The following is a 22,229-nucleotide window of genomic DNA, read 5'->3' on the forward strand; positions in this document are numbered from 1 at the left end:
ATTACCTCCTGGGGGTCGCGCTGGTGACGGGGCAGCGGGGGTCGGTGGGGGTGGTGTCCCAGGTGGCCCTGATCCACGTGTGCGCGGGATCGTCGCAGAACGCCATGGAACGCTCCTCCCCCGGACCGGCGAGGACGTTGAGGTAGTACATCGGGTAGCCGGGCGCGGCGACGCACGGGCCGTGATACCCGCGCGGGATGAGGAAAACGTCGCCGTCGCGAACGGTCACGTCCTCGTCGATCTCGCCGTCTCCGGTGTAGGTGCGGTGGAAGCCGAAGCCTTCGCGCGACGGCGTCATCCCGTCCCGCGCGGCGATGCGGAAGTAGTAGATCTCCTCGTTCACCACCTCGCACGGCTCCGAGTCGTCGTGCTTGTGCGGCGGGTAGGAGGACCAGTTGCCGTCCGGGGTGATCAGCTCGCAGGCGTTGAGCTTGTCCGCGTGGTCCCAGACGCCGGGGGTGCCGAAGTTGGTGACCTGGCGCGTTGCGTTGCCCGCACCGCGCACCTCCACCGGGACGTTCTCCGCCGGGCCGTAGCGCGGTTCGAGCCGCCGGGTGCACTTGGCCATCGGCAGTGCGATCTCCGCGCCGTTGGTCGAGGTCAGTGCGACGGACGCATCCCTTGGCACATAAGCGAAATCCGTGACCCGCGTGAAGACGGACTCCCGGCCTTCCAGTTCGAAGCGCCTGTCATCGACCTCGACGACGCATCCGCCCGCGAGCGGGAGCACGAACGCCTCGAACTCCCCGGTCTCGATCCGCCGCGGCTTGCCCGGCTCCAGCACGAGCACGCGCAGGCCGCAGTACGTCCAGCCCGCGTCCTCCGGTGTCAGCAGGACGGGGTCGCCGTCGGCTACGAGTGTCCCTTGTGGACGGTGGAGCGTCACGCGGAGATCTCCTCTCGGGCGGAACGGAGAAGTGCTGCGGCACTTGCGACCGCTGCGGCCACATCGCCGTCCTTCGGGTAGAGCAGCGTCCGGCCGACAACGAGACCGCGCACGACCGGGTGGCACAATGTCTTGTCCCACAACGACATGTCCGCTTCGGGTCCGCCGAGGACCAGTGAGGGCAACGTCGTCGCGCCGAGCACCGCCTCCGGGTCGGCGGGCGCGGGGAGTTTGAGCCACGTGTGCGCGGACGTGCGGCCGATACCGGAGGCGATGGTGACGGCCCTGGCCAGCGAGGTGGGGTCGTCTTGAAGACGCAACGACCCCTGCGCGTCACGTTCGTAGGGCAGCGGTTCGACCATCGCCATGACGCCCGCCTCGGCCAGCGCGGAGACGGCTTCCGCGCACGCGTGCAGCGTTGGCGCGGTGCCCGGATCTGAGTTCACCAAGCGCAGCAACATCTTTCCGCCGTCCAACCCATAGTCCACAATGGACTCAGCTGAGTAGGCGGTGAAGCGGTCGTCGATCTCCCAGTCCGCTCCGGCGAGGCCGCCGCGGTTCATCGAGCCGATCACGATCTTGTCGTGCAGGCCGTGCAACAGCAGCAGTTCCTCGATGACGTCCGGGGTGCCGAGCACACCGTCCACCGCCGGGTTGTCCAGCGCGATCAGCAAGCGGTCCAGCAACGAACGGCGGTCGGCCATCGCGGCGGGATCACCACCCGCGCCGAGCGCTCCGCGCGCCGGGTGGTCGGCGGCGACCAGGAACAGCGTGCCGCTCGGTCCGAGCAGCGGCCTACGTCGACGCGCGGCGTAGGCGGCTGCGATCGCGCCGGACTCGAAAGCCCTGGTGTGCAACAGATCCCGCCACTGAGAGTCGGTGATCACGACAGTTCAGCCTCGATCTCCTCGCACGTCGGCATGGCGTCGGCGCACGCCAGCCGCGACGCGACCAGCGCACCGGCCACGTTGGCGTACTCCGCGATCCGCACGGGGTCCCAGCCTGCCAGCAACCCGTGCGCGAGCGCTCCGCCGAACGCGTCACCGGCGCCGAGCCCGCACACCACCTCCACCGGGTGCGGCGGCACCGTCCACGAGCCCTGCTCGGTGGCGACCAGCACGCCCTCGGCGCCCTTCTTCACGATCGCCAGGCGCACACCGCGGTCGAGCAAACGTTTGGCCGCCTCGTCGGGATCGTCCGTTCCCACGGCGATCTCGACCTCCGTGCGGTTGCCCACCGCGACCGTGACGTGGTCGAGCATCCACGAGATCTCCGCGCGGGCCGCCTCCTCGGACTCCCAGAACATCGGCCGGTAGTCCAGATCGAGCACGGTGTGATCGCGACGCCCGCGGCGCAGCAGCATCTCGCGTTGCGTCGCCCTGGCGGGCTCCTCGCACACACCGGTCCCGGTCACCCAGAACAGCGGCACGTTCTCGACGTCGTCCCAAGGCACGTCCTCCGGGCGCAGCCGGAGATCGGGCGCGGTGGGGCGGCGGTAGAACAGCAGCGGCGGGTCGGCGGGCGGGTTGAGCGCGCAGAACACCACCGGGGTGAGCAGACCTGGTTCCGTACCAACGTGTTCCGGCGACACACCGAATCCGCTGAGCGCGCTGCGGACGTACGGTCCGAAGTCGTCCTCGCCGACCTTGGTGAACACCGCGGTGCGGCGGCCGAGCCTGGCCGCCGCCACCGCGACATTGGTCGCCGTCCCGCCGAGGGACTTGGCGAAGGTGCTGACCTCGGCGAGCGAGACCCCGCTCTGTTCCGGGTAGAGGTCGACACCGACGCGGCCCACGGTGAGCAGTTCGAGCGTTGTCACTGCTGCACTCCTCGCAGTTCGTGCTCCAGCGCTTCCAACTCCGCCCCGCCCGCCATCTGCCTGGTCAGCTCCTCCAGGGAGATGTCGGCCTTGTCGAAGCAGCCGAGGCTGCGACCGCGCTTGAGCAACAGGAAGCGGTCGCCGACCGGGTAGGCGTGGTGCGGGTTGTGCGTGATCAGCACGACCCCCAGCCCCCGGTCGCGGGCCTGGGCGACGTAGCGCAGCACGACCCCGGCCTGCTTCACGCCGAGCGCCGCGGTCGGCTCGTCCAGGATCAGCACCTTCGCTCCGAAGTGGACGGCGCGGGCGATCGCGACGCACTGGCGCTCGCCGCCGGAGAGCGTGCCGACCGGCTGCTCGACGTTGCGGAGGTCGATTCCCATCTCCGCCAAGGCTTTCTTGGTCGTCGCGCGCGCGGTCCTGCCGTCCAGCCAGGAGAACGGGCCCCAGCCCCTGCGAGGTTCGGAGCCGAGGAAGAAGTTGCGCCACACGCTCATCAGCGGGACCACCGCGAGGTCCTGGAAGACCGTGGCGATGCCCCGGTCCAGCGCCTCGCGCGGGCTGGACAGCCGGACCGGCCTGCCCTCGATCAGGAACTCGCCGGTGTCGTGCTGGTGCGCCCCGGCCAGGATCTTGATCAACGTCGACTTGCCCGCGCCGTTGTCCCCGAGCACGCAGGTCACCTCGCCCGCGTTGACCACAGTGGACACTCCGTTCAGCGCGATCACGCTGCCGAAGCTCTTGCCGACCTCAACGGTTTCCAGAAGCGCGGTCATGTCATTTCCTCACCCGCTCCGCCCGGCGGCGGAAAGCGTTGTTCACCAGGACGGCGGCGAGCAGCATGATGCCGAGGAAGAGCTGGAACCAGTCGCTGTCCCACTGCGCGAAGACGATGCCCTGCCGTGCCATGCCGAAGATCAGCGCGCCGATCGCGGCGCCGATCGCCGAGCCGAAGCCGCCGGTGAGCAGGCAGCCGCCGATCACCGCGGCGATGATGAACTGGAACTCCAGCCCGATGCCCTGGTTGGCCTGGACCGTGGTGAACCGCAGGATGTTGATCGAGCCGACCAGCCAGGCGGCGAAGGCCGTCGTCATGAACAGGAAGACCTTGGTGCGCACCACGGGAACGCCGACCGCGCGGGCGCTCGGGGCGGCCCCGCCGACCGCGAAGATCCAGTTGCCGAACCGGGTCCGCATGAGCACCCAGCTGCCGACCGCCGCGGCCAGCACCCACCACACGATGGAGATCGGGAAGGCGGTGCCACCGATGTCCACAGTGGACGCGAACAGGTAACCGGCGGACTCGTAACCGGCGGCGTCGCGCATGCCGGAGACCTGGACCGTGCCGGTGACCAACCGGGTGATGCCGAGGTTGAGCCCTTGCAGCGCAAGGAAAGTACCGAGGGTGACGATGAAGCTCGGCAGGCCGGTCCTCATCACCAGCCAGCCGTTGAGCGCGCCGACGCCGAGCGCGAAGCCCAGCGAGACCAGCAGTGCCAGCCAGGTGTTCCAGCCGAGCTGGGTGGCCAGGATCGCCGTCACCAGCGCGGTCGAGGCGGTCATCACGCCCGCCGAGAGGTCGAACTCACCGCCGATCATCAGCAGTGCGACCGCGACCGCCATGATGCCCAGTGTCGAGGAGTCATCGAGCCAGTTCGCCACGCCCATCGGGCTGAGGAACTGGTCGGTGAGCACCGAGAAGAACACGAACACGGCCAGCGCGCCGAGCACCGAGCCGAGCTCCGGCCTGCTGACCAGGCGATCCGCGAGGCGAACGCGAGCGACGCGCTCGTCGGTTCCCTGCACCGCCAACGCCATCCCAACTCCTTCGGTGAGATCCGGCGGGTCCCCGCGCGGGGACCCGCCGGAGCGGATCAGCGGGTGCCGCGGTCGGCGTTGCGGCCGACAGCGTCCACATTGGACTTCTCGACGAACCCGGGACCGGTCAGCACCGGGCGGCCACCACCGACGGTGTTGGCGTTGTCCTTGTAGAGCTTGAGGAACACCACCGGCAGGTACCCCTGGAGGTACTGCTGCTGGTCGACGGCGAAGAGCACGTCACCGCCCTTGATCGCGGCCACCACGTCGGAGTTGAGGTCGAAGGTCGCCACCTGCGCCTTGGCGCCGGTCTCCTTCACCGCGTTCACCGCGTTGCCCGCCACCTGCGGGTTGAGCGTGAGCACCGCGTCGATCGACGGGTCCGACTGGAGCGCGCCCTTGAGCCGGGCCTGCGCGTCGGTCGGGTTGCTGATGTCGACCTGGACCTTCTGCGTGGTGCCGAAGCCCCGTTCCGCGCCGTCGCAGCGCTGGGTCAGGCCGACGTTGCCCGCCTCGTGGACCACGCACAGCAGCTTGCGCTTGCCCGCGTCCTTGAGCTTCTTGCCCGCCTGCTCGCCCGCGATGCCCTCGTTCTGGCCCACGTGCATCAGCGCGCCGAACTCGGAGCTGCGCTGCTCACCGGAGTTGACGGTGATCACCGGGATGCCCGCCTGGACGGCCTTGCCGATCGAGTCGCGCAGCGCGTCCGGGTTGGCCATCGACACGACGAGGCCGCCGACCTTCTGCGCCACCGCGTTGTCGATGGACTTCGACTGGGCGGCCGGATCGCCGTTGGCCTGGTACTGGACCTCGACGCCGAGCTCCTTGCCCGCGGCCTCTGCCCCGTTCTTGACGACGTTCCAGAACGCGTCGCCCGGTGTGCCGTGCGAGACGACGGCGACCTTCAGCGGGCCGCCCGACGGGGCGGGATCGGTTGCCCCGCCGCCGTTCTTGCCTGAGCCGCCCGTCGGGCCGCTGCACGCCGCGAGCACCAGGCCCGCGGCGGTGAGTCCGACCAACGCGCCGAGGCGGGATCGGTGAGACGTCATTGTCTTCTCCTAGAAAGCGATCTCAGTCGAACTGCTTCCCCAGGTACTGCAGGCTCCACTCGGTGTCACGCACCGGCCGCCCCGCCGCTTCGGCGTCCCCCACCTGCAACGCGGTGTCCTGTTCCAGGACCCACCAACCGTCGTAGCCGGCGCCGCGCAGGAACGCGACGATGCCGGCGATGTCCACGTCCCCGTCCCCCAGCGGGACGTACATACCCTGCCCGACCGCCTTGGCGTAGCCGAGCTCACCGTTGCGCACTCGGTCAGCGAGATCGGCCCGGACGTCCTTGAGGTGCATGTGCCCGATGCGGTCGGCGTACTTGCGCGCCAGCTCGACCGGGTCGGTGCCGCCGATGAGCAGGTGCCCGGTGTCCAGGCACAGCTCCAGGTCGGAGTCGGCCAGGAAGCGGTCGACCTCCGCCGCGTTCTCCACGTGCGTGCCGACGTGCGGGTGCAGCACCGTGCGAAGCCCTTGCGCCGCGGCGATGTCGCGGATCTTCGCGGAGGTCGCGATGAGCGTCGCCCACTCCTCGTCGGAGAGCTTCGGCCGGTCGTCGTAGCCGTCCAGCCCCGTCGCCGCTGCCAGGACCAGCACTTCCGCGCCGGTCTCGGCGAGCAGCGCCGCCGTTCGCTCCGCTTCGTCCACAGTGGACTGTGCTCCGGTGTGCAGTGGCACGGCGAGGAATCCGCCGATCATGCTGAGCCCGTATCCGCCCAGCAGCTCGCGCAGCTCCGCGGGATCGGTCGGGAGGTACTCCGGTGGCCCCAGTTCGGTGGCCTGGACGCCGAGGCCCGCCATCTCGCCAAGCACCGTCTTCGCGTCCAGCACGTGGCCCCACCCGGGCACCTCGCAGACACCCCAGGAGATCGGGGCCGCGGCGATTTTCGGGGTCATCGGGCGGCCTCCGCTGTCCGGTTGACGCGCACCGGGTTTCCGGTACGGCGCGAGGTGTCGCAGGCGATCGCCAGCTCCAGGCTGGTCAGGCTCTCCCGGGCGGGCGAGGGGTTCTCGGCCTTGCCCGAGACCACGTCCACGAACACCGACATCTCGTTGAGGTAGGCGTCGTGGAAGCGCTCGATGAAGCCGGGGTAGGCGCCGGGGCCGACCTTCGGGCCGTCGTTCTCCAGCGAGGTCAACGGGGTGCGGGGGTCGACGCCGACCGTCAAGGAGTCCTTGCTGCCCAGCACCTCGATGCGGTGGTCGTAGCCGAGCGGGTTGTGCCGCCCACCGGCGAGCGTGGCGTGCGCCCCGCTCGCGAAGCGCAGCGTCACCACGGCGTTGTCCACGTCGTCGGCCTGCGCGAACGCGTCGTGCACGAGCACCGACCCGGCCGCGTAGACCTCCACCACCGGCTCGCCGACCAGCCACGGCACGGCGTCGAGGTCGTGGATCAGCAGGTCGCGGAAGATGCCACCGGAGGCCGGGAGGTAGCTGAAGTCCGGCGGGTTGGCGTCGTGCCCGATCGCCCGGACGAGGTAGATCGTGCCGAGGTCGCCGGAGCGGATGCGGCGGTGCAGCTCGACGGTCGCGGGGTCGAACCGGCGCTGGAAGCCGACCAGGACCTCGACCCCGGCCGCCTCCACGTCGTTGACCAGCGCGCGCATCTCGTCGATGTCGCTGGCGATCGGCTTCTCGCACAGCGTGGGCACCCCGGCCGCCACCGCCCTGCGCAGCATGTCCGGGTGCGTGTCGGTCGGCGTCGCCAGCAGGACGCCGTCCGAGGCGGACAGCAGGGCGTCCAGGTCGTCGACGGCTCGCACCGCACCGCCGAGCGCGGCGGCGGCCTGCTCGGCGCGGCCGGGGACCGGGTCGAACAGCACGACCTCGTCGATCCGGCCCAGTGAGGCGAGGTTGGCGGCGTGCATGGTGCCGATCCGCCCGACACCCGCAACTCCGATGCGCATTCGCTCTCCGTCCAGGTCAGGGGCTCGCCCGATTAGAGCGCTCTATTGGTTGGAGCGCTCTAATGCTGTAGCGTGCTCGGCGGCGGTGTCAAGGCTCACAACCCTGGTCGTTATGTCGGGACCGGTCAAGGAGGACGCTGTGGCTCGTCCGACGATGGAGGACGTCGCGCGCGTCGCGAACGTGTCGCGAGCACTGGTTTCCCTGGTCATGCGGGGCTCGCCGAAGGTCAGCGCGCAACGGCGCACGGCCGTGCTCGAAGCGGCGGAGAAACTGGGCTACTCACCGCACGTGATGGCGCGCGCCCTGGCCAGTCGAACCTCCACCGTGCTCGGCGTGATGCTCTCCGACCTGCACAACCCGTTCTTCGCCGAGGTCGCGGAGGGCCTGGACGCGGCGGCGCGGGCCGAGGGCTTCGAGCTGATCATCAACTCCGGCGGGCGCAGCCCGGCCAGGGAGCGGCGCGCGCTGAACAGCCTGCTGTCCTTCCGCCCCGCGGGACTGGCCCTGCTGGGCCCGGTCGTTCCGTCCTCAGCGATCGAGTCGGCCGCCGAGGAGTCTCCGATCGTCCTGGTGTCACGGTCTTCCAGACTGTCCACAGTGGATACTGTGAACGATGACGGCGAGGCCGGATCTCGGATGGCCGTCGATCACCTGGTCTCGTTGGGGCACAGGCGAATCGCGCACCTCGACGGCGGGGGCGGCTCGCAGTCCGCGCTCCGCAGGCGCGGCTACCAGATCGCGATGCGCGAGCACGGCCTCGAACCGGAGGTGATCCGCAGCGAGTACACCGACGCGGCGGGCGCCAAGGCGATCAAGGAGATGCTGGCGGCGCGGAACACCGTGCCCGCACCCACGGCCATCGTGGCGGCCAACGACTACAACGCGGTCGGCGCGATCTCCGCGCTGGAGGAGGCGGGGCTGCGCGTCCCGCAGGACGTCTCGGTCATCGGCTACGACAACACCTCGCTCGCGTCGATGCGCCACGTCTCGCTGACCACGATCGACCAGCCACGCACCGAGATGGGACGGCTCGCCGCCGAGGCGCTGCTCCAGCGCGTGCGCGAGGACAGGACCGAACCGGTCCGCAAGCTGTTGCACCCCAAGCTGGTCACCCGCTCCACAACCTGTTCTCCACTGTCCTAGGGCGTGCATCAGGGGTCCGTGTTCGCGATAGCCAGGCCGAGCCCGCCCCTGACTGCACCGGCGGGAAGCCCACGTACAACACCGGTACGCGGACTTCCCGCCGTCTTGCCAGGAACGACCTCGATCCCGGCTCTCATCGAACGAGACCCCAGATGCACACCCAAGGAGGAAGTGTGACCGGCTTAGTTCCGCACTGGATCGACGGAGCGCGCACCACGGGCGCCTCCACGCGGCGGGCCAGCGTGTTCCAACCGGCGACCGGCGAGGTCGCGCGCGAGGTCGTGCTCGCGGAACAGTCCGATGTGGATAGTGCGGTGGCTTCTGCGGTGAAGGCAGCACAGGACTGGGGCGAGTCCTCGCTGTCCACCCGCGCCAAGGTGATGTTCGAGTTCCGCCAGCTGGTCCAGGCGCACCGGGACGAACTGGCCGAGATCATCACCGCCGAGCACGGCAAGGTGCTCTCCGACGCCGCCGGCGAGGTGCAGCGCGGCCTCGAAGTGGTGGAGTTCGCCTGCGGTATCCCGCACCTGCTCAAGGGCGAGCACTCCGAACAGGTCTCGCGCGGTGTCGACGCCTACTCCGTGCGCCAGCCGCTCGGCGTGGTCGCGGGCATCACCCCGTTCAACTTCCCCGCCATGGTGCCGATGTGGATGTTCCCGCTGGCCATCGCGTGCGGGAACGCCTTCATCCTCAAGCCTTCCGAGCGCGATCCGTCCACCGCCGTCCGCCTCGCCGAGCTGTTCCAGGAGGCGGGCCTGCCCGATGGCGTGCTGAACGTGTTGCAGGGCGACGCTTTCGCGGTCAACGCGCTGCTCGACCACTCGGATGTCGCGGCGGCGTCCTTCGTCGGCTCCACACCGATCGCGCGGCACGTGTACGCGCGGGGAACCGCTGCGGGCAAGCGAATCCAGGCGTTGGGCGGCGCGAAGAACCACATGGTGGTGCTGCCCGACGCGGACATCGACGGTGCGGCCGACGCGGCGGTCTCGGCGGGCTTCGGCTCGGCGGGTGAGCGGTGCATGGCGATCTCCGTCGTGGTCGCGGTCGGCGACGTCGCGGACTCGCTGATCCCGGCGATCACCTCGCGGATGGCGTCGTTGGTGACCGGCCCCGGCACCGATCCGGCCTCGCAGATGGGTCCGTTGGTGACCGATGTGCACCGCGACCGCGTTCAGTCCTATGTGGACGCTGGGGTCGCTTCGGGGGCTTCGCTCGTGGTGGACGGCCGTGGTTACGCACCGGCTGGGCACGCGGACGGTTTCTGGCTGGCACCAACACTTTTCGACCACGTGACGCCGGAGATGCCGATCTACCAGGACGAGATCTTCGGGCCGGTGCTGTGCGTCGTGCGCGTGCCGACCTTCGACGCGGCGGTGGAGCTGGTCAACGCCAACCCCTACGGCAACGGCACCGCGATCTTCACCGGCGACGGTCTCGCGGCGCGTGAGTACCAACGGCGGGTGCACGTCGGGATGATCGGTGTGAACGTGCCGATCCCGGTGCCGATGGCGTACTACTCCTTCGGCGGCTGGAAGGACTCGCTCTTCGGCGACACGCACGTGCACGGGGCCGACGGCGTCCGCTTCTACACCCGCGCCAAGGCCATCACCCAACGCTGGCCGAAGCACCACGGCGTGAACCTCGGCTTCCCCACGCACACGTAACCGGCACGGTGGTTGGGGCGTCTTCAAGTACCCCGCACCCCACCTGAGGCGACCGCAAACCGCCCCTAACCCCCGCTGGAGCTACGGGGGTTAGGGGCGGTTGTGGTCGCCGGGAGGGGGGTCGGAGGTACTTGAAGACGGGTGAACTCAGGTGCCGGTGATCAATCGGGTGGCGATGTCGGGGGAGAAGGTGCCTGCGGGGACGGTGGGCGCGATGCCGCACTTCCCGTCGGAGTTTCCGGGGACCTTGACCCACAGCAGCATGTCCGCGCCGCCACCGATGCGCGGCGGCTCACCGATCCTGCGACCGGCGGGGTTGCACCACTGGCCGTTGGAGCCGTTGCCGTTGCGGCTCACGTCGACCACGAAGGTCTTGGTGTGCCCCAAGGTCGACAACGTGGAGCGCAGCGCGTTGCCGTAGAGCACGGAGGCCGACGTCGTGTGGTAGTTCGACACGTTGAGGGCGAACCCGCGGACGTTGGCGATGCCGACCTTGTTCAGCCGCTTGGCCATCTCCGACGCCGAGATCCAGGTGGCGTGACCGGCGTCGAGGTACACCGATGCCTTGGGCGCCTTGGCTTTCAGTTGTTCGGTGAAGTACGTCAGCAGCTCGATCCGGGTCTGCCGCTGCGGCTCGGTGAGGCAGTCGAGCTGCGCCACCGCGTCCGGTTCGACCACTACGACGGCCGGGCGGTCGCCGATGCCCGCCGCGAACTGCGAGCTCCAGGTGCGGTACTCGGCGGGTGAGCCGGCGCCCCCGCCGGAGTGGCTGCCGCAGTCACGGCCGGGGATGTTGTAGGCGACCATGACGGGCAGCCGGTTGGCCGCCGCGGCGGTGCCCACGTGGGCGGCGACCGAACCGACGTTCTTGCCGCCGATCCACTTCGCCGTGGGCTTCGTGGCGATGTCGGCGTTGATGCGAGCCCGGCGGGGGTCGTCCGGGTGCTCCCGGACCCAGGTCGCCGGGGTGGAGTTCGGGTCGACGTAGAAAGCGGACGGGGCGGCGTCCGGAACGAGGACGCCGCCCAGCACCGCGAGGACCAACGTGATCATGTGACCGCCTCCGCAGGGTGGTGGAAGGTCAGCTGCCGGTGATCAACCGCATGGCGATCTCCGGGGTGAACGTCCCGGCGGGGGTGTTCGGCGCGATACCGCACTTCCCGTCGGAGTCGCCGGGGACCTTGACCCACAGCACCATCTCCGCGGGAGCGGCGCCGAGCCGAGGGGCCTCGCCGAGCTTGCGGCCCGCGGGGTTGCACCACTGGCCGTTGGAGCCGTTGCCGTTGCGGCTCACGTCGATCACGAAGCTCTTCTTCTGACCGAGATGTGAAACCACCTCGCTACCGTAGCGCGCCGACTCCGCGGTGGTCCGGTAGTTGGAGACGTTGACGGCGAAGCCGCGGGTGTTGGCGATACCCGCGGAGTTGAGGCGCCTGGCCATCTCCGGCGCGGCGATCCACGAGGAGTTGCCGCCGTCGAGGTAGGTGAAAGCGTTGGGTGCCTTGACTTTCAGCTCGGCCGTGATGTGCTTGAGCAGGTCGAGCCGGACCTGCTTCCGCGGAGCGTCGAGGCAGTCGAGCTGAGCCACCGCGTCGGGCTCGATCACCACGACCGCGGGGAGCGTGCCAATCGCGGAGGCGAAGGCGGAGCTCCACTTGCGGTACGCCTCCGGGCTGCCCGCACCACCGCCGGAGTGGCTGCCGCAGTCCCTGCCGGTGATGTTGTAGGCCACCAGCACGGGCAACCGCTTCGCCGTGAGCGCCGCACGGACGTAGGCGGAGACGTCCGCACCGATGTCGGAGTTCCAGTTGCCGAACCACTTCGCCATCGGCTTGTCCGCGATGGCGCTCCTGATCTGCGCCGCGCGCGGGTCACCGCGGTTGGCCTCGACCCACTTCGCCGGATTCGAGGTGGGGTCGACGTAGAACGCGTCAGCGTTCGCCGCGGCCGGAACAGCCCCCAGCGCCATTCCGACCGCCGCGAGCGCAATGGCGGTCATCCGTTTCATGCCGCTCATCTTCTCCGCTCACTTGACGACAAGGAAAGACCACTTCCAAACCTTTTCGCGTTATCGCAGACCGTGATCGGCGATAACCCGCGCGTACCGTCGAGCACTATCCTTCGGCGTTCTCCGCTGGGTCGCATAATCGACATGAACGATTCCGAACCGCTTCGCGTACCCCTCGGCCCACTCGAAGTTGTCCAGCAGTGACCAGTAGAAATAGCCACGAACGTCGACCCCGGCGGCGATCGCGTCGTGCGCTGCGCGCAAATGCGCCTCCAGGAATTCGACCCTATCCGAATCGTGAACCTGGCCATCGACGAGTTCGTCGGCGTATGCTGCGCCGTTTTCCGTTAGGTAGACAGGAAGATCCGGCCGCTGCCGGTGCAGGCTGAGCAATAGATCGGTCAGCCCCTCCGGCACCACCTCCCATCCCATATCGGTGACCGGTCGCCCACGCGCGGGAAAGCGAGCCGTCTCGGCACCGATCCATTCGGTCGGCCCGGCGACCGGCTCGCCGGAGTCGATCACCTGGATGTCGCGGTAGTAGTTCACGCCGAGGAAGTCCACCGGGCCGCCGATCGTGGCGAGGTCGCCGTCGGCGATGTGGTCGGCGAAGCCGTACGGCGCGAGGTCGGCGAGCACGTCCTCCGGATATCGCCCGTGCAGCACGGGATCGAGGAAGATCCGGTTCTGCAGTCCGTCGACGCGACGGGCGATCTCCGCGTCCTGCGGTTGCACCGGCACCACCGGGAACAGGTTGAGGGTGATCCCCGCCTGGGCCTGTGGCGCGGATTCGCGGATCACCTCCATGGCAAGGCCGTGCGCCAGCATCAGGTGGTGGACGGCGGCGACGGCTTCACGCGGTGACGTGCGCCCCGGCGCGTGCTTGCCCAGCGCATAGCCGAGGAACGCCGAACACCACGGCTCGTTCAACGTGATCCAGTTGTGCACGCGATCGCCGAGGCGGTCCAGCACGGAAGCGGTGTACTCGGCGAACCGGTACGCGGTGCCCCGATGAGCCCAGCCGCCCTTGACTTGGAGCGCCTGCGGGAGATCCCAGTGGTACAGCGTGATCCACGGCGTGATCCCGTTGTCCAGCAAGCAATCCACCAGGCGCTCGTAGAAGTCGAGGCCCTTCGGGTTCTCCGCTCCGCCGTCCGGCCGGACCCGCGGCCAGGCGGTGGAGAGGCGATAAGCGTTGAGCCCCAAGGACTTCATCAGCTCGACGTCGGAGCGGTACCGGCGGTAGTGGTCGGCTCCGGGCTCACCGGTGTCACCGTTGACCACCGCTCCGGGCACCCGGCACAGCGCGTCCCAGATCGAGTCGGCCCGGCCGTCCGCCGTGGTCGAGCCCTCGACCTGGAAGGACGCCGTCGCGGCGCCCCACTGGAACCCCGGCGGGAAGGACAGTACGGACACGGTTCACCCCTTCACTGCACCCTGCATGATCCCGGCGACGATCTGCCTGCCGAGCACGACGAAAACGATCAGGATCGGGATGGTCGCGAGCGTCGTGCCCGCGAGCACCAGCGAGTAGTCGACGTAGTAGCCGCTCTGCAGCTTCTCCAGGGCCACCTGAACGGTCGGGTTCTCCGCGTTGAGCACGATCAGCGGCCAGAGGAAGTCGTTCCACGAGGTCATGAACGTGAACATGCCGAGGAACGCCGCTGCCGGGCGCACCGCGGGCAGGCACACGTGCCAGAAGACGCGGATCATGCTGCACCCGTCCATCCGCGCCGCCTCGACCAGCTCGAACGGCAGAGCGTCCACTGTGTACTGACGCATCCAGAAGACACCGACCGCGGTCACCAGGTTCGGCACGATGACCGCCTGCACACCGTTGGCCCAGCCGAACTCCGCCATCGCCAGGTACAGCGGGATCACCCCGAGCTGGGTGGGGACGGCGAGCGTGGCCACCACGAACAGGAACAACGGATCGCGGCCGCGGAAGCGCAGCTTGGCGAAGGCGAACCCGGCGAGCGTGGAGAACAGCACCGTGGTCAGCGTGACCGTGCCCGCGACGATCACGCTGTTGCCCAAGGCTTTCCAGAACGGCACCGAGTCGAACACCCGCTGCGCGTTGGCAAGGAAGTTCGCACCCGGCAGCAGCGACGGAACGGTGTCGGTGAGCATCGAGCTGTCCCGGCTGGCCACCAGGAACGACCAGTAGAACGGGAAAGCTGAGCCCAGCACGAAGGCGATCAGCAGGCCGTAGACCATCAGCGCACCCCTGACCCGGCCGCGAGCCTCCTGGTGATCAGGAAGTTCACCGTGGCGATCGCGATGACGACCAGGAACAGCACCCAGGCGATGGCCGACGCGTAGCCGAGGTGACCGCCCTCGAACGCGGATTGGTACATGTACAGCGTGATCGTCTGGAACTGGTTGGACGATCCCCCGTTGTTGGAGCCGGGCATCGCGTCGAACAGCTTCGGCTCGGTGAAGATCTGCAAGCCGCCGATGGTCGACGTGATCACCACGAAGACGAGCGTCGGCCGCAACAAGGGCAGCGTCACGCTGACGAAGCGCCGCACCGGTCCCGCACCGTCCACTGTGGCCGCTTCGTGGATCTCCTTGGGAATGGCCTGCATCGCGGCGAGCACGATCAGCGCGTTGTAGCCGGTCCACCGCCAGTTGACCATCACCGCGATGGCGACGTGGCTGGCGAAGCGGTCGGCCTGCCAGTCCACGCGGTCCAGGCCGACGAGTTCGAGCAGGTTGTTCGCCAGGCCGTAGTTCGGACCGAACAGGTTGGCGAAGATGATGCCCAGCGCGACGAGGCTCGCCACGTACGGCAGGAGCACCCCGACCCGCCACGCGGTCGGCGCGCGCAGCCGGGAGTTGAGCAGCGCGGCCAGCAGCACCGCGATCACGATCTGCGGGCCGCTGGAGAGCACGAAGATGCTCAGCGTGTTGGTCAGCGTCGTCCAGAACTGGTTGTCGGAGAACAGCGCGAGGTAGTTGTCCGCGCCGACGAACACGGGATCACCGCCGAGCAGGTCCCAGTCGAACATGGACACGTAAGCCGTGTACAGCAAGGGAAACAGGCCGACGAGTCCAAAGAGGACGAAGAACGGCGCGATGTAGAGGTACGGCGAGTACTTGACGTCCCAACGGGACAGCCTGCTCACTTGGCGAGCTTCTTCGCGCTGTCGACGAACCGCTGCCAGCCCTCCCGCGCCGACGCGCCCTGCTCCACCGTCTGCAACGCAGGGGTGGACGCGTTCTCCTGGATCTTGCCGTCGCCCGGCCCCTTGTACTGGGCCTTGCCGACCTTGCGCGCCTGGGTGGCGAACAGCTCGCCGCTGCGCACTCCGCCGAAGTACGCGTCGGTCCCGCCCAGCAGCTCCGGCGCGGTCAAAGCCTTGACCTGACTGGGAAAAGTGCCCGCCTTGAGGAACGCCTTCACCTGCTGCTCCGGCGCGGTGAGCCACGCGGCCAGCTCGGCGGCCTCCTTCGGGTGCCTGCTCTGCTTCGGCACGGTGAGGAACGAGCCGCCCCAGTTGCCGCCGCCCCCGGGGAACGCGTCGGTGACGGCCCACTTGCCCGCGTTGCCCGCACCGGCCTGTTCCTTGATCACGCCGAGCATCCAGGCCGGGCACGTCTTGGTGGCGAAGGCGCCGGACTTGAACCCGGAGTTCCACTCGTTGCTGAACGCCACGAGCTTCGCCGACTGCCCGCGCGCGACCGCCGCGGTGACCTGGTCCCAGTTCTGCCTGATGGCGGGGTTCTGCTCGACGGTGAGCCGGTCCTGCCGGTCGAAGTAGCCGGTGTCGAGCTGGTTGTGCATGGCGTTGAAGATCTGCGCCGCCGAGTCGAACCACGCCTTGCCGCCGGACTTCGCCACGAACTGGTCCCCTGCGGCGAAGAAGCTCTGCCAGCTGGCGAACAACGGCTTGACCGCCTCCGGTTCGGAGGGCAGCCCGGCTGCGGCGAAGAGGTCCTTGCGGTAGCACATCGCCAGCGGGCCGATGTCGGTCCCGTAGCCGATCAGGCTGCCGTCCTTGGCTTTCGCCGCCTGGTACTTCCAGTCCAGCCAACGGTCCGCGGTGGCGGGGCCGATCTGCTCCAGGTTGTGGAACAGCGCGGGCCTGGCGAGCACGTCGGCGAGGTAGCCCTCCTCGACCGCCTGCACGTCGGCCAGCCCGGAACCCGCGCCGAGCTTGGTGAACAGGGCCTGGTGGTACGGCCCGCCCTGGCCGGTCCGGTTGTGGACGATCTTGATGCCGGGGTGGGCCGCCTCGTACTCGGTGAGCAGCTGCTCGTAGCCGAACTCGGTGAAGGTGCCGATGGTGAGCTCGATCCGGCCGTCCGCGGGGCCGCCGCAGGCGACCGTGGCGCCGAGCACCGCGATGGCCGCCAAGAGGGTGGGTCGCTGTCGCACAGTGCACCTCGCTCTGGGAAATCCTGGGAGCGCTCCCAGGTACCGGCGAGTGTGACGAAGTCCTTACAGCAGGTCAATAAATGTTTTCACGTCCGTTATCGACTGGGAGCGCTCCCAGGCTCAGGAGGACTGGCGCACGACCACGCTCGTCGGCAGCGTCACGGCCTGCTCAGCGGGGTTCCCGGCGATCGCGTCGAGCAGCATCCCGACCATGCGGCGGCCCTGCTCGTCGATGGGCTGGCGGACCGTGGTCAGCGGCGGATCGGCCAGTCGCGCCTGCTCGACATCGTCGAAGCCGACGACAGCCACATCCTCGGGAACGCGGCGACCGTTGGCGCGCAAGGCTTCCAGGGCTCCGACCGCCATCAGGTCCGAGGAGACGAACACCGCGTCCAGCTCCGGCTCCCAGGCGAGCAGCTGGCGCATGGCCTGCTCGCCGCTCTGCACGCCGAAGTCCCCGTGGGCGATCACCGGGCGGCAGTTCGGGTCGAGCGCGTCGCGGTAGCCGCTCTGCCGGTCGATGGAGACCGCCATGTCCTGCGGGCCCGAGATCATCGCGATGCGCTCGCGGCCGCGCTCCCGCAGGTGCTCGACGGCGAGCCGGGCTCCGCCGACGTTGTCGGCGTCCACCCACATCGTGTCCTTGGCGACGCGCAGCGGCCTGCCGCCGTAGACCACCGGCACGGTGAGGCCGCTGAGCATGCCCGCGCCGTGCGTCGAGGTCAGCAGCACCCCGTCGACGTGGCCCGCGCGGAGGAACCGGTCCAGCCGCGCCTGCTCGCGCTGCGACCGCGCCATGATCACCATCAGCTGGACGTCGGTCCGGTCCAGCTCGTCGGCGACCGCGTGGATCAGGCCGGTCAGGTAGGGATCGGTGAAGACCGTGGTGTCCGGTTCCTGCACCACCAGCGCGACCGCGCCCGTGCGGCGGGTCACCAGCGAGCGGGCCGCCTGGTTGGGCACGTAGCCGGTCTGCGCGATGGCCCGCTCGACCGCTTCCCGGATGTCCTGGCGCACGTGCGGCAGGTTGTTGATCACCCGGGAGACGGTCGACTTGGACACCCCCGCGACCGCCGCCACGGTCTCCAGCGTGGGGTTCTTCGCGGAAACCTCGGCCACGAACCTCTCCCGGACGTCGATCGGACTGTCGAAGCCAGTGTGCACCTCCGGGGGTTGGGACGGCGAGACGCCGGAGCACGGGTGTGCTCCGGCGTCTCGTTCCGGCACGTGGTGGCCCGCGCCGCGCGAATGCCGCGTTTGTTCCGTTGGGGTGTGCTGAATGAGTCATTGGGGGAGCTCAACTCCCCCAATGACTCATTCAGGGTGATAACCGTCCCGAACGTGCTGGTCAGCGCGTTGGAGTGCCTGAATGACTCATTCAGGGCACAACGGCCTGAGCTGGGGGTTCGGGGAGGGTGAGCGGGCCGAATGAGTCATTCGGGGGCTCAGCGCCGGTGGGTCAGCGCGTCGTGGCGGGCAGCGACGTCGTGGTGGGCGCGGGGCGCGTCGTGGTGGGGACCGGGCGCGACGTGGTCGGATCGGGCTTGCCGGGGCTGGTCGTGGTCTGGGTCGACGTGACCGGCGGGCGGGTCGTCGCGGGCGGCGTGGTCGGGATCGTGGGCCGGGAAGTCTCGGTCGGGCTGACCGTGATCGTCGACGGCACGGTGCTCGTCGTGGTGACGCCGCCCGCGGGCGGGACCTCGGCCGCACCGAACGGCGATGCCAGCGCGGCCCCGCCGATGCCGATGACGACGACGCCCGCCGCGATACCGCCGGCGGCCCACGCGCGGCCGCGAGCGACGCTGCGCTTGGCGGCAGCGAGAACGGACGTGGGGTGGAAGTTCATCGTGGGTTCCTCTCCGAGCGCGCGGCCCAGCATTGCCCGGGCCTCGGCGTACTCGTCCATGTCGGTCAGCTCCTCGTGGCTCACCGCTGTACCTCCAGAACCGAGTAGTCCCGCTGATCGGCAAGCACTCTGCGCAGTGCGGCCAGGCCCTTCGATGCCTGGCTCTTGACGGTTCCCTGGGCGCAGCCGAGAAGGCTGGCGACCTCCTCGACCGACAGGTCCTCCCAGAACCGCAGCACGACGACGGCCCGCTGCCTGGCGGGCAGCTGGGCGAGGGCCCTCCGCAGATCGAGGGCTTCCTCACTGCTCACCGCGGGTACGGCCACTTCCGGCAGTTCGTCGGACGCGCGCTCCCGCCGACGCCAGAACCGTCGCGACTCGTCGATCGTGGTCCGGACAAGCACCTGGCGCGCGTAGGCATCGACAGATCCGTCTTTCTGGATCTTGTGCCACGACTTGAACAGCTTGATCAGAGCTGCCTGCACCAGGTCCTCCGCGCGGTGCCAGTCACCGCACAGCAGGAACGCGGTTCGCCGCAGAGCGACACCACGGGCTTGGACGAACTCGACGAACTCGGCGTCGCGATCGGTCACTGGGCCTCCAAACGGTCTCGCCCCTCGTTACGAGACGGGACGCGCGAGGGGTTGCCCGGTTCGGAAAGTGATCGCGGTCACGAACGCAGCCTGCGGAGCAGCGGCCAGCACACGATCACCGCGATGATCCCGTAGACGATCACCGAGAACGTGGTGTTGACCAGGCCGGAGAGGTGGCCGTCGCTGATCTGCAGCGCCCGCCGCATCTGCTGCTCGGCGTTGGGGCCGAGGATCACCCCGAGCACGGCGGGCAGCACCGGCAGCCCGAACCGCCGCATCATGAACCCGAGCAGCCCGATGACGAGCAGGATCACCAGGTCCAGCACCTCGCCGCCGACCGCGTACGCGCCGACGCTGGCGAAGAACAGGATGCCCGCGTAGAGGTAGGGCCGGGGCAGCCGCAGCAGTTTCGCCCACACCGGCGCGAGCGGCAGGTTGAGCACGAGCAGCAGCACGGTACCGATGAACATGCTCGCGATCAACGCCCACACCAGTGCCGATTCCCGTTGGAACAGCAGCGGTCCCGGCTGGATGCCGAACTGCTGGAAAGCGACGAGCATGACCGCGGCGACGGCCGTGGTCGGCAGGCCGAGGGTCAGCATCGAGACCATCGTGCCCGCGGCCGACGCGCTCGCGGTGGCCTCCGGACCGGCGACGCCCTCGATCGCGCCCTTGCCCCATTCGTCCTTGTGCTTGGACAGCCTGCGTTCGGTCACATAGGACAGGAACGTCGGGATTTCGGCTCCACCGGCGGGAATCGCGCCGAACGGGAAGCCGATCAGCGGCCCGCGCAACCACGGCTTCCAGGACCGGCGAAGGTCCTCGCGGCCGAGCCAGGGGCGACCGACCGGGATCGGCTCGGCCAGCTTCCGCCGCAGGTGCGCGGCCACCCACAGGGACTCGCCGATCGCGAACAGGCCGACCGCGACCACGACGACGTCGATGCCGTCGGCGAGCTGGAGGGAACCGAAGGTGAGCCGCTGCTGGCCGGTCATCTCGTCCAGCCCGACGAGCCCGATCGCCAGCCCGATCAGCAGCGATGCGAAGCCGCGGACCCGGGAACCGCCGAGCACCGAGGTCACCGCGATGAACGCCAGCAGCATGATCGCGAAGTAGTCCGGGGCGCCGATGTCCACCGCGACCGAGGCGACGAACGGGGCCAGCAGCACGAGCAGGGTGGTGCCGATGATCCCGCCGACGAAGTGCCCGATGGCGGCGGTGGCCAGGGCCTGGGCGCCCCTTCCCTTGCGCGCCATGGGATTGCCCTCGATCGCGGTGACCACCGCCGCGGTCTCGCCCGGGGTGTTCAGCAGGATGGAGGTGGTGGAGCCGCCGAACATGCCGCCGTAGTAGATCCCGGCGAACATGATGAACGAGCCGGTCGGGTCGAGGCCGTAGGTCACCGGCAGCAGCAGCGCCACCGCCATCGCGGGCCCGATCCCCGGCAGGACGCCGATCGCGGTGCCGAGCAGCACGCCGATCACCGCGTACAGCAGGTTGATCGGGGTCAGCGCGGTCCCGAAACCGTTGAGCAGCTGGGTCAGCGTGTCCAACTCAGAGCACCCCCATCAGCGGGCCACCGGGCAGGTGCACTCCCAGCAGGTTGTTGAAGACCAGGTAGGTGGTGATCGAAAGCCCCGCTGCCACAAGGGGATCGCGCACGGGGTTGCGGCTGCCCAGCGCGTAGGCCGAGCCCCAGAACAGCACCATGCCGGACAGCGGGAACCCGACGAGGTTGATCAGCACGATGTTCGCCAGGAACGCCGCGGCGAGCAACAGGACCGTGCGCCAGTCGGCGGGCGCGTCCAGGTCGACGTCCTCACCCGCCTCGGCCTCGCCCCTGCCCCCGCGCAGCACGTCCAGCGCCAGCAACACCGACACCAGCACGAGCAGCCCGCCGACCAGGACGGGCACGGCCTTCGGCCCGACCGGACCGCGCTGGGTGAAGTCGGCCGGGATGCTGATCGCGTCGATCAGCACCAAACCGCCCAGCAGCAACAAGAACAGGCACACCCACAGCTCGGAGTGCTGACGCAGCTTCTCGGTCACGCGAGTCCCAACTCCTTGAGCACGGTGGCGACGCGGGCGTTCTCGGCGGTCAGGAACTCGCCGAACTTCTCCGCGGGGGCGTAGGCGTCGGTCCAGCCGTTGCGGGCCACCGCGTCCCGCCACTGCCGGGTGTCGTGCAGCTGGCGGAACAACTCGACCAGCGCGACCCGCTCCTTCTCCGAAATCCCCGGCGGGGCAACGATTCCGCGCCAGTTGGTGAACTTCACGTCGATGCCCGCCTCGCTCAGCGTCGGCGCGTCCACCCCGGGAATCCGGTTCGGGCCGGTCACCGCGAGCACGCGCAGCGAGCCCGCCTTGATCTGGTCGGCGTACTCACCAACCCCTGACACACCAAAGGAAATCTTGCGCCCGAGGACCGCGGCGAGCAGTTCTCCGCCACCGTCGAACTGCACGTAGGTCACGGTCCTCGGGGCAAGTCCGACCGCCTTCGCCATCAGCATGGGCGCGAGGTGGTCGGGGCCTCCTGGCGACGAGCCGCCGCCGACGGGCACGGCACCGGGGTTGGCTTTCCAGTCCGCGATGAGCTGCCCGATGTTCTGGTACGGGGAATCCTTGCCCACCACCACGATGTCCGGCTCTTCGGTGAGCTTCGCGATGGGCGTGGTGTCCTGAAGGGACGATCGCGACCTGTTGGTGTAGACGCTGCCGACGACGCCGAGGCCCATCGACATCACCAGCTTGCCGTTGCCGCGCTCGTTGACGATCCGGCCGAGGCCCACGGTCCCGCCCGCCCCGGGAAGGTTGAAGACCTCAACATTGCGGATCAGCTCCGCGTCCTCCATCGCCTTCGCGGCCGTGCGCGCGGTGGTGTCGTAGCCGCCGCCGGGTGCGTTGGGCACGAGCACCCTGACCCCGCGCAGCTGCGCCCCGGCGTCGGTGTCCAGGCCGGAGGTGACCAGCGGCGGCACCAGCAGCGCGGCGGCCACCGCCCCCGCCGCGGCCAGCCAGTTGCGGACCCGCACAGTGATCCCCGCCTCTCCGTTGAGTCATGAGGGTCGAGTCATGAGGTACGTCATCGTGCGGTTGTCCGCCCGAGCCGTCGCGCT

At 69.2% G+C, this 22,229-nt stretch carries 22 protein-coding genes; 2 read left to right on the forward strand and 20 right to left on the reverse strand.

The annotated features are described in order from the left end of the window. Position 1: 1 nt before the first annotated feature. From iolB to NLX83_RS07870, 8 genes are read right to left on the reverse strand one after another with little or no spacing between them, the layout of a single operon-like run. Entirely contained in the window at positions 2-886 is an 885-nt protein-coding gene (iolB, locus tag NLX83_RS07835; RefSeq protein ID WP_254234164.1) for a 5-deoxy-glucuronate isomerase, read from the reverse strand. Next, positions 883-1,773 carry a Cgl0159 family (beta/alpha)8-fold protein gene (locus NLX83_RS07840; RefSeq protein ID WP_254234165.1) on the reverse strand — a complete coding sequence of 297 codons (891 nt, stop codon included), beginning with the start codon at positions 1,771-1,773 and terminating at the stop codon, positions 883-885. The genes iolB and NLX83_RS07840 overlap by 4 nt, the downstream gene beginning before the upstream one ends. Further along, entirely contained in the window at positions 1,770-2,705 is a 936-nt protein-coding gene (iolC, locus tag NLX83_RS07845; RefSeq protein ID WP_254234166.1) for a 5-dehydro-2-deoxygluconokinase, read from the reverse strand. Before iolC ends, NLX83_RS07840 begins: the two co-directional genes overlap by 4 nt. Further along, positions 2,702-3,481, reverse strand: a complete 780-nt coding sequence (locus NLX83_RS07850; RefSeq protein ID WP_254234167.1) for an ATP-binding cassette domain-containing protein — start codon at positions 3,479-3,481, stop codon at positions 2,702-2,704. The genes iolC and NLX83_RS07850 overlap by 4 nt, the downstream gene beginning before the upstream one ends. Before the next feature lies 1 nt (position 3,482). Beyond that, positions 3,483-4,523: an ABC transporter permease gene (locus tag NLX83_RS07855; RefSeq protein ID WP_254234168.1), complete on the reverse strand. Its 1,041-nt coding sequence runs from the start codon at positions 4,521-4,523 to the stop codon at positions 3,483-3,485. A gap of 56 nt (positions 4,524-4,579) precedes the next feature. Next, the gene (locus tag NLX83_RS07860) at positions 4,580-5,572 is read right to left on the reverse strand and encodes a sugar ABC transporter substrate-binding protein (RefSeq protein WP_254234169.1); all 993 of its coding nucleotides are present in this window, start codon (positions 5,570-5,572) and stop codon (positions 4,580-4,582) included. Between the two features lie 22 nt (positions 5,573-5,594). Continuing rightward, positions 5,595-6,467: a TIM barrel protein gene (locus NLX83_RS07865; RefSeq protein WP_254234170.1), complete on the reverse strand. Its 873-nt coding sequence runs from the start codon at positions 6,465-6,467 to the stop codon at positions 5,595-5,597. Further along, the gene (locus NLX83_RS07870; RefSeq protein WP_254234171.1) at positions 6,464-7,477 is read right to left on the reverse strand and encodes a Gfo/Idh/MocA family protein; all 1,014 of its coding nucleotides are present in this window, start codon (positions 7,475-7,477) and stop codon (positions 6,464-6,466) included. Before NLX83_RS07870 ends, NLX83_RS07865 begins: the two co-directional genes overlap by 4 nt. Positions 7,478-7,616: 139 nt before the next feature. Between NLX83_RS07870 and NLX83_RS07875 the strand changes: the two genes are divergently transcribed. Beyond that, a complete protein-coding gene (locus tag NLX83_RS07875) occupies positions 7,617-8,621 on the forward strand; it encodes a LacI family DNA-binding transcriptional regulator (RefSeq protein ID WP_254234172.1) in 1,005 nt (334 codons plus the stop codon). A 173-nt stretch (positions 8,622-8,794) separates the two neighbouring features. Continuing rightward, complete coding sequence (locus tag NLX83_RS07880) at positions 8,795-10,285, forward strand: CoA-acylating methylmalonate-semialdehyde dehydrogenase (protein WP_254234173.1); 1,491 nt, start codon at positions 8,795-8,797, stop codon at positions 10,283-10,285. 147 nt (positions 10,286-10,432) lie between these two features. Here NLX83_RS07880 and NLX83_RS07885 read toward each other — a convergent pair whose 3' ends face one another. From NLX83_RS07885 to NLX83_RS07940, 12 genes are all read right to left on the reverse strand, one after another. Next, entirely contained in the window at positions 10,433-11,338 is a 906-nt protein-coding gene (locus NLX83_RS07885) for a glycoside hydrolase family 6 protein (RefSeq protein WP_254234174.1), read from the reverse strand. A gap of 28 nt (positions 11,339-11,366) precedes the next feature. Beyond that, a complete protein-coding gene (locus NLX83_RS07890) occupies positions 11,367-12,293 on the reverse strand; it encodes a glycoside hydrolase family 6 protein (RefSeq protein ID WP_254234175.1) in 927 nt (308 codons plus the stop codon). Positions 12,294-12,353: 60 nt separating this feature from the next. Further along, a complete protein-coding gene (locus NLX83_RS07895; protein WP_254234176.1) occupies positions 12,354-13,709 on the reverse strand; it encodes a GH1 family beta-glucosidase in 1,356 nt (451 codons plus the stop codon). A gap of 3 nt (positions 13,710-13,712) precedes the next feature. Continuing rightward, positions 13,713-14,510 carry a carbohydrate ABC transporter permease gene (locus NLX83_RS07900; protein ID WP_254234177.1) on the reverse strand — a complete coding sequence of 266 codons (798 nt, stop codon included), beginning with the start codon at positions 14,508-14,510 and terminating at the stop codon, positions 13,713-13,715. Next, positions 14,510-15,421 carry a carbohydrate ABC transporter permease gene (locus tag NLX83_RS07905; protein WP_308209282.1) on the reverse strand — a complete coding sequence of 304 codons (912 nt, stop codon included), beginning with the start codon at positions 15,419-15,421 and terminating at the stop codon, positions 14,510-14,512. The genes NLX83_RS07900 and NLX83_RS07905 overlap by 1 nt, the downstream gene beginning before the upstream one ends. Beyond that, complete coding sequence (locus NLX83_RS07910; RefSeq protein ID WP_374118688.1) at positions 15,418-16,674, reverse strand: ABC transporter substrate-binding protein; 1,257 nt, start codon at positions 16,672-16,674, stop codon at positions 15,418-15,420. The genes NLX83_RS07905 and NLX83_RS07910 overlap by 4 nt, the downstream gene beginning before the upstream one ends. A gap of 120 nt (positions 16,675-16,794) precedes the next feature. Further along, positions 16,795-17,793: a LacI family DNA-binding transcriptional regulator gene (locus NLX83_RS07915; protein WP_254234178.1), complete on the reverse strand. Its 999-nt coding sequence runs from the start codon at positions 17,791-17,793 to the stop codon at positions 16,795-16,797. A gap of 340 nt (positions 17,794-18,133) precedes the next feature. Next, entirely contained in the window at positions 18,134-18,604 is a 471-nt protein-coding gene (locus tag NLX83_RS07920; protein ID WP_254234179.1) for a hypothetical protein, read from the reverse strand. Further along, complete coding sequence (locus NLX83_RS07925; protein WP_254234180.1) at positions 18,601-19,113, reverse strand: SigE family RNA polymerase sigma factor; 513 nt, start codon at positions 19,111-19,113, stop codon at positions 18,601-18,603. The genes NLX83_RS07920 and NLX83_RS07925 overlap by 4 nt, the downstream gene beginning before the upstream one ends. A 77-nt stretch (positions 19,114-19,190) precedes the next feature. Continuing rightward, positions 19,191-20,666, reverse strand: coding sequence for a tripartite tricarboxylate transporter permease (locus tag NLX83_RS07930; protein WP_254234181.1), 1,476 nt, complete (start codon positions 20,664-20,666; stop codon positions 19,191-19,193). Between the two features lies 1 nt (position 20,667). Then, positions 20,668-21,162, reverse strand: coding sequence for a tripartite tricarboxylate transporter TctB family protein (locus tag NLX83_RS07935; protein ID WP_254234182.1), 495 nt, complete (start codon positions 21,160-21,162; stop codon positions 20,668-20,670). Further along, entirely contained in the window at positions 21,159-22,145 is a 987-nt protein-coding gene (locus NLX83_RS07940) for a Bug family tripartite tricarboxylate transporter substrate binding protein (RefSeq protein WP_254234183.1), read from the reverse strand. Before NLX83_RS07940 ends, NLX83_RS07935 begins: the two co-directional genes overlap by 4 nt. Between the last annotated feature and the right edge of the window lie 84 nt (positions 22,146-22,229).

The sequence above is a fragment of the Allokutzneria sp. A3M-2-11 16 genome, assembly GCF_024213555.1.
Lineage (GTDB): Bacteria > Actinomycetota > Actinomycetes > Mycobacteriales > Pseudonocardiaceae > Allokutzneria.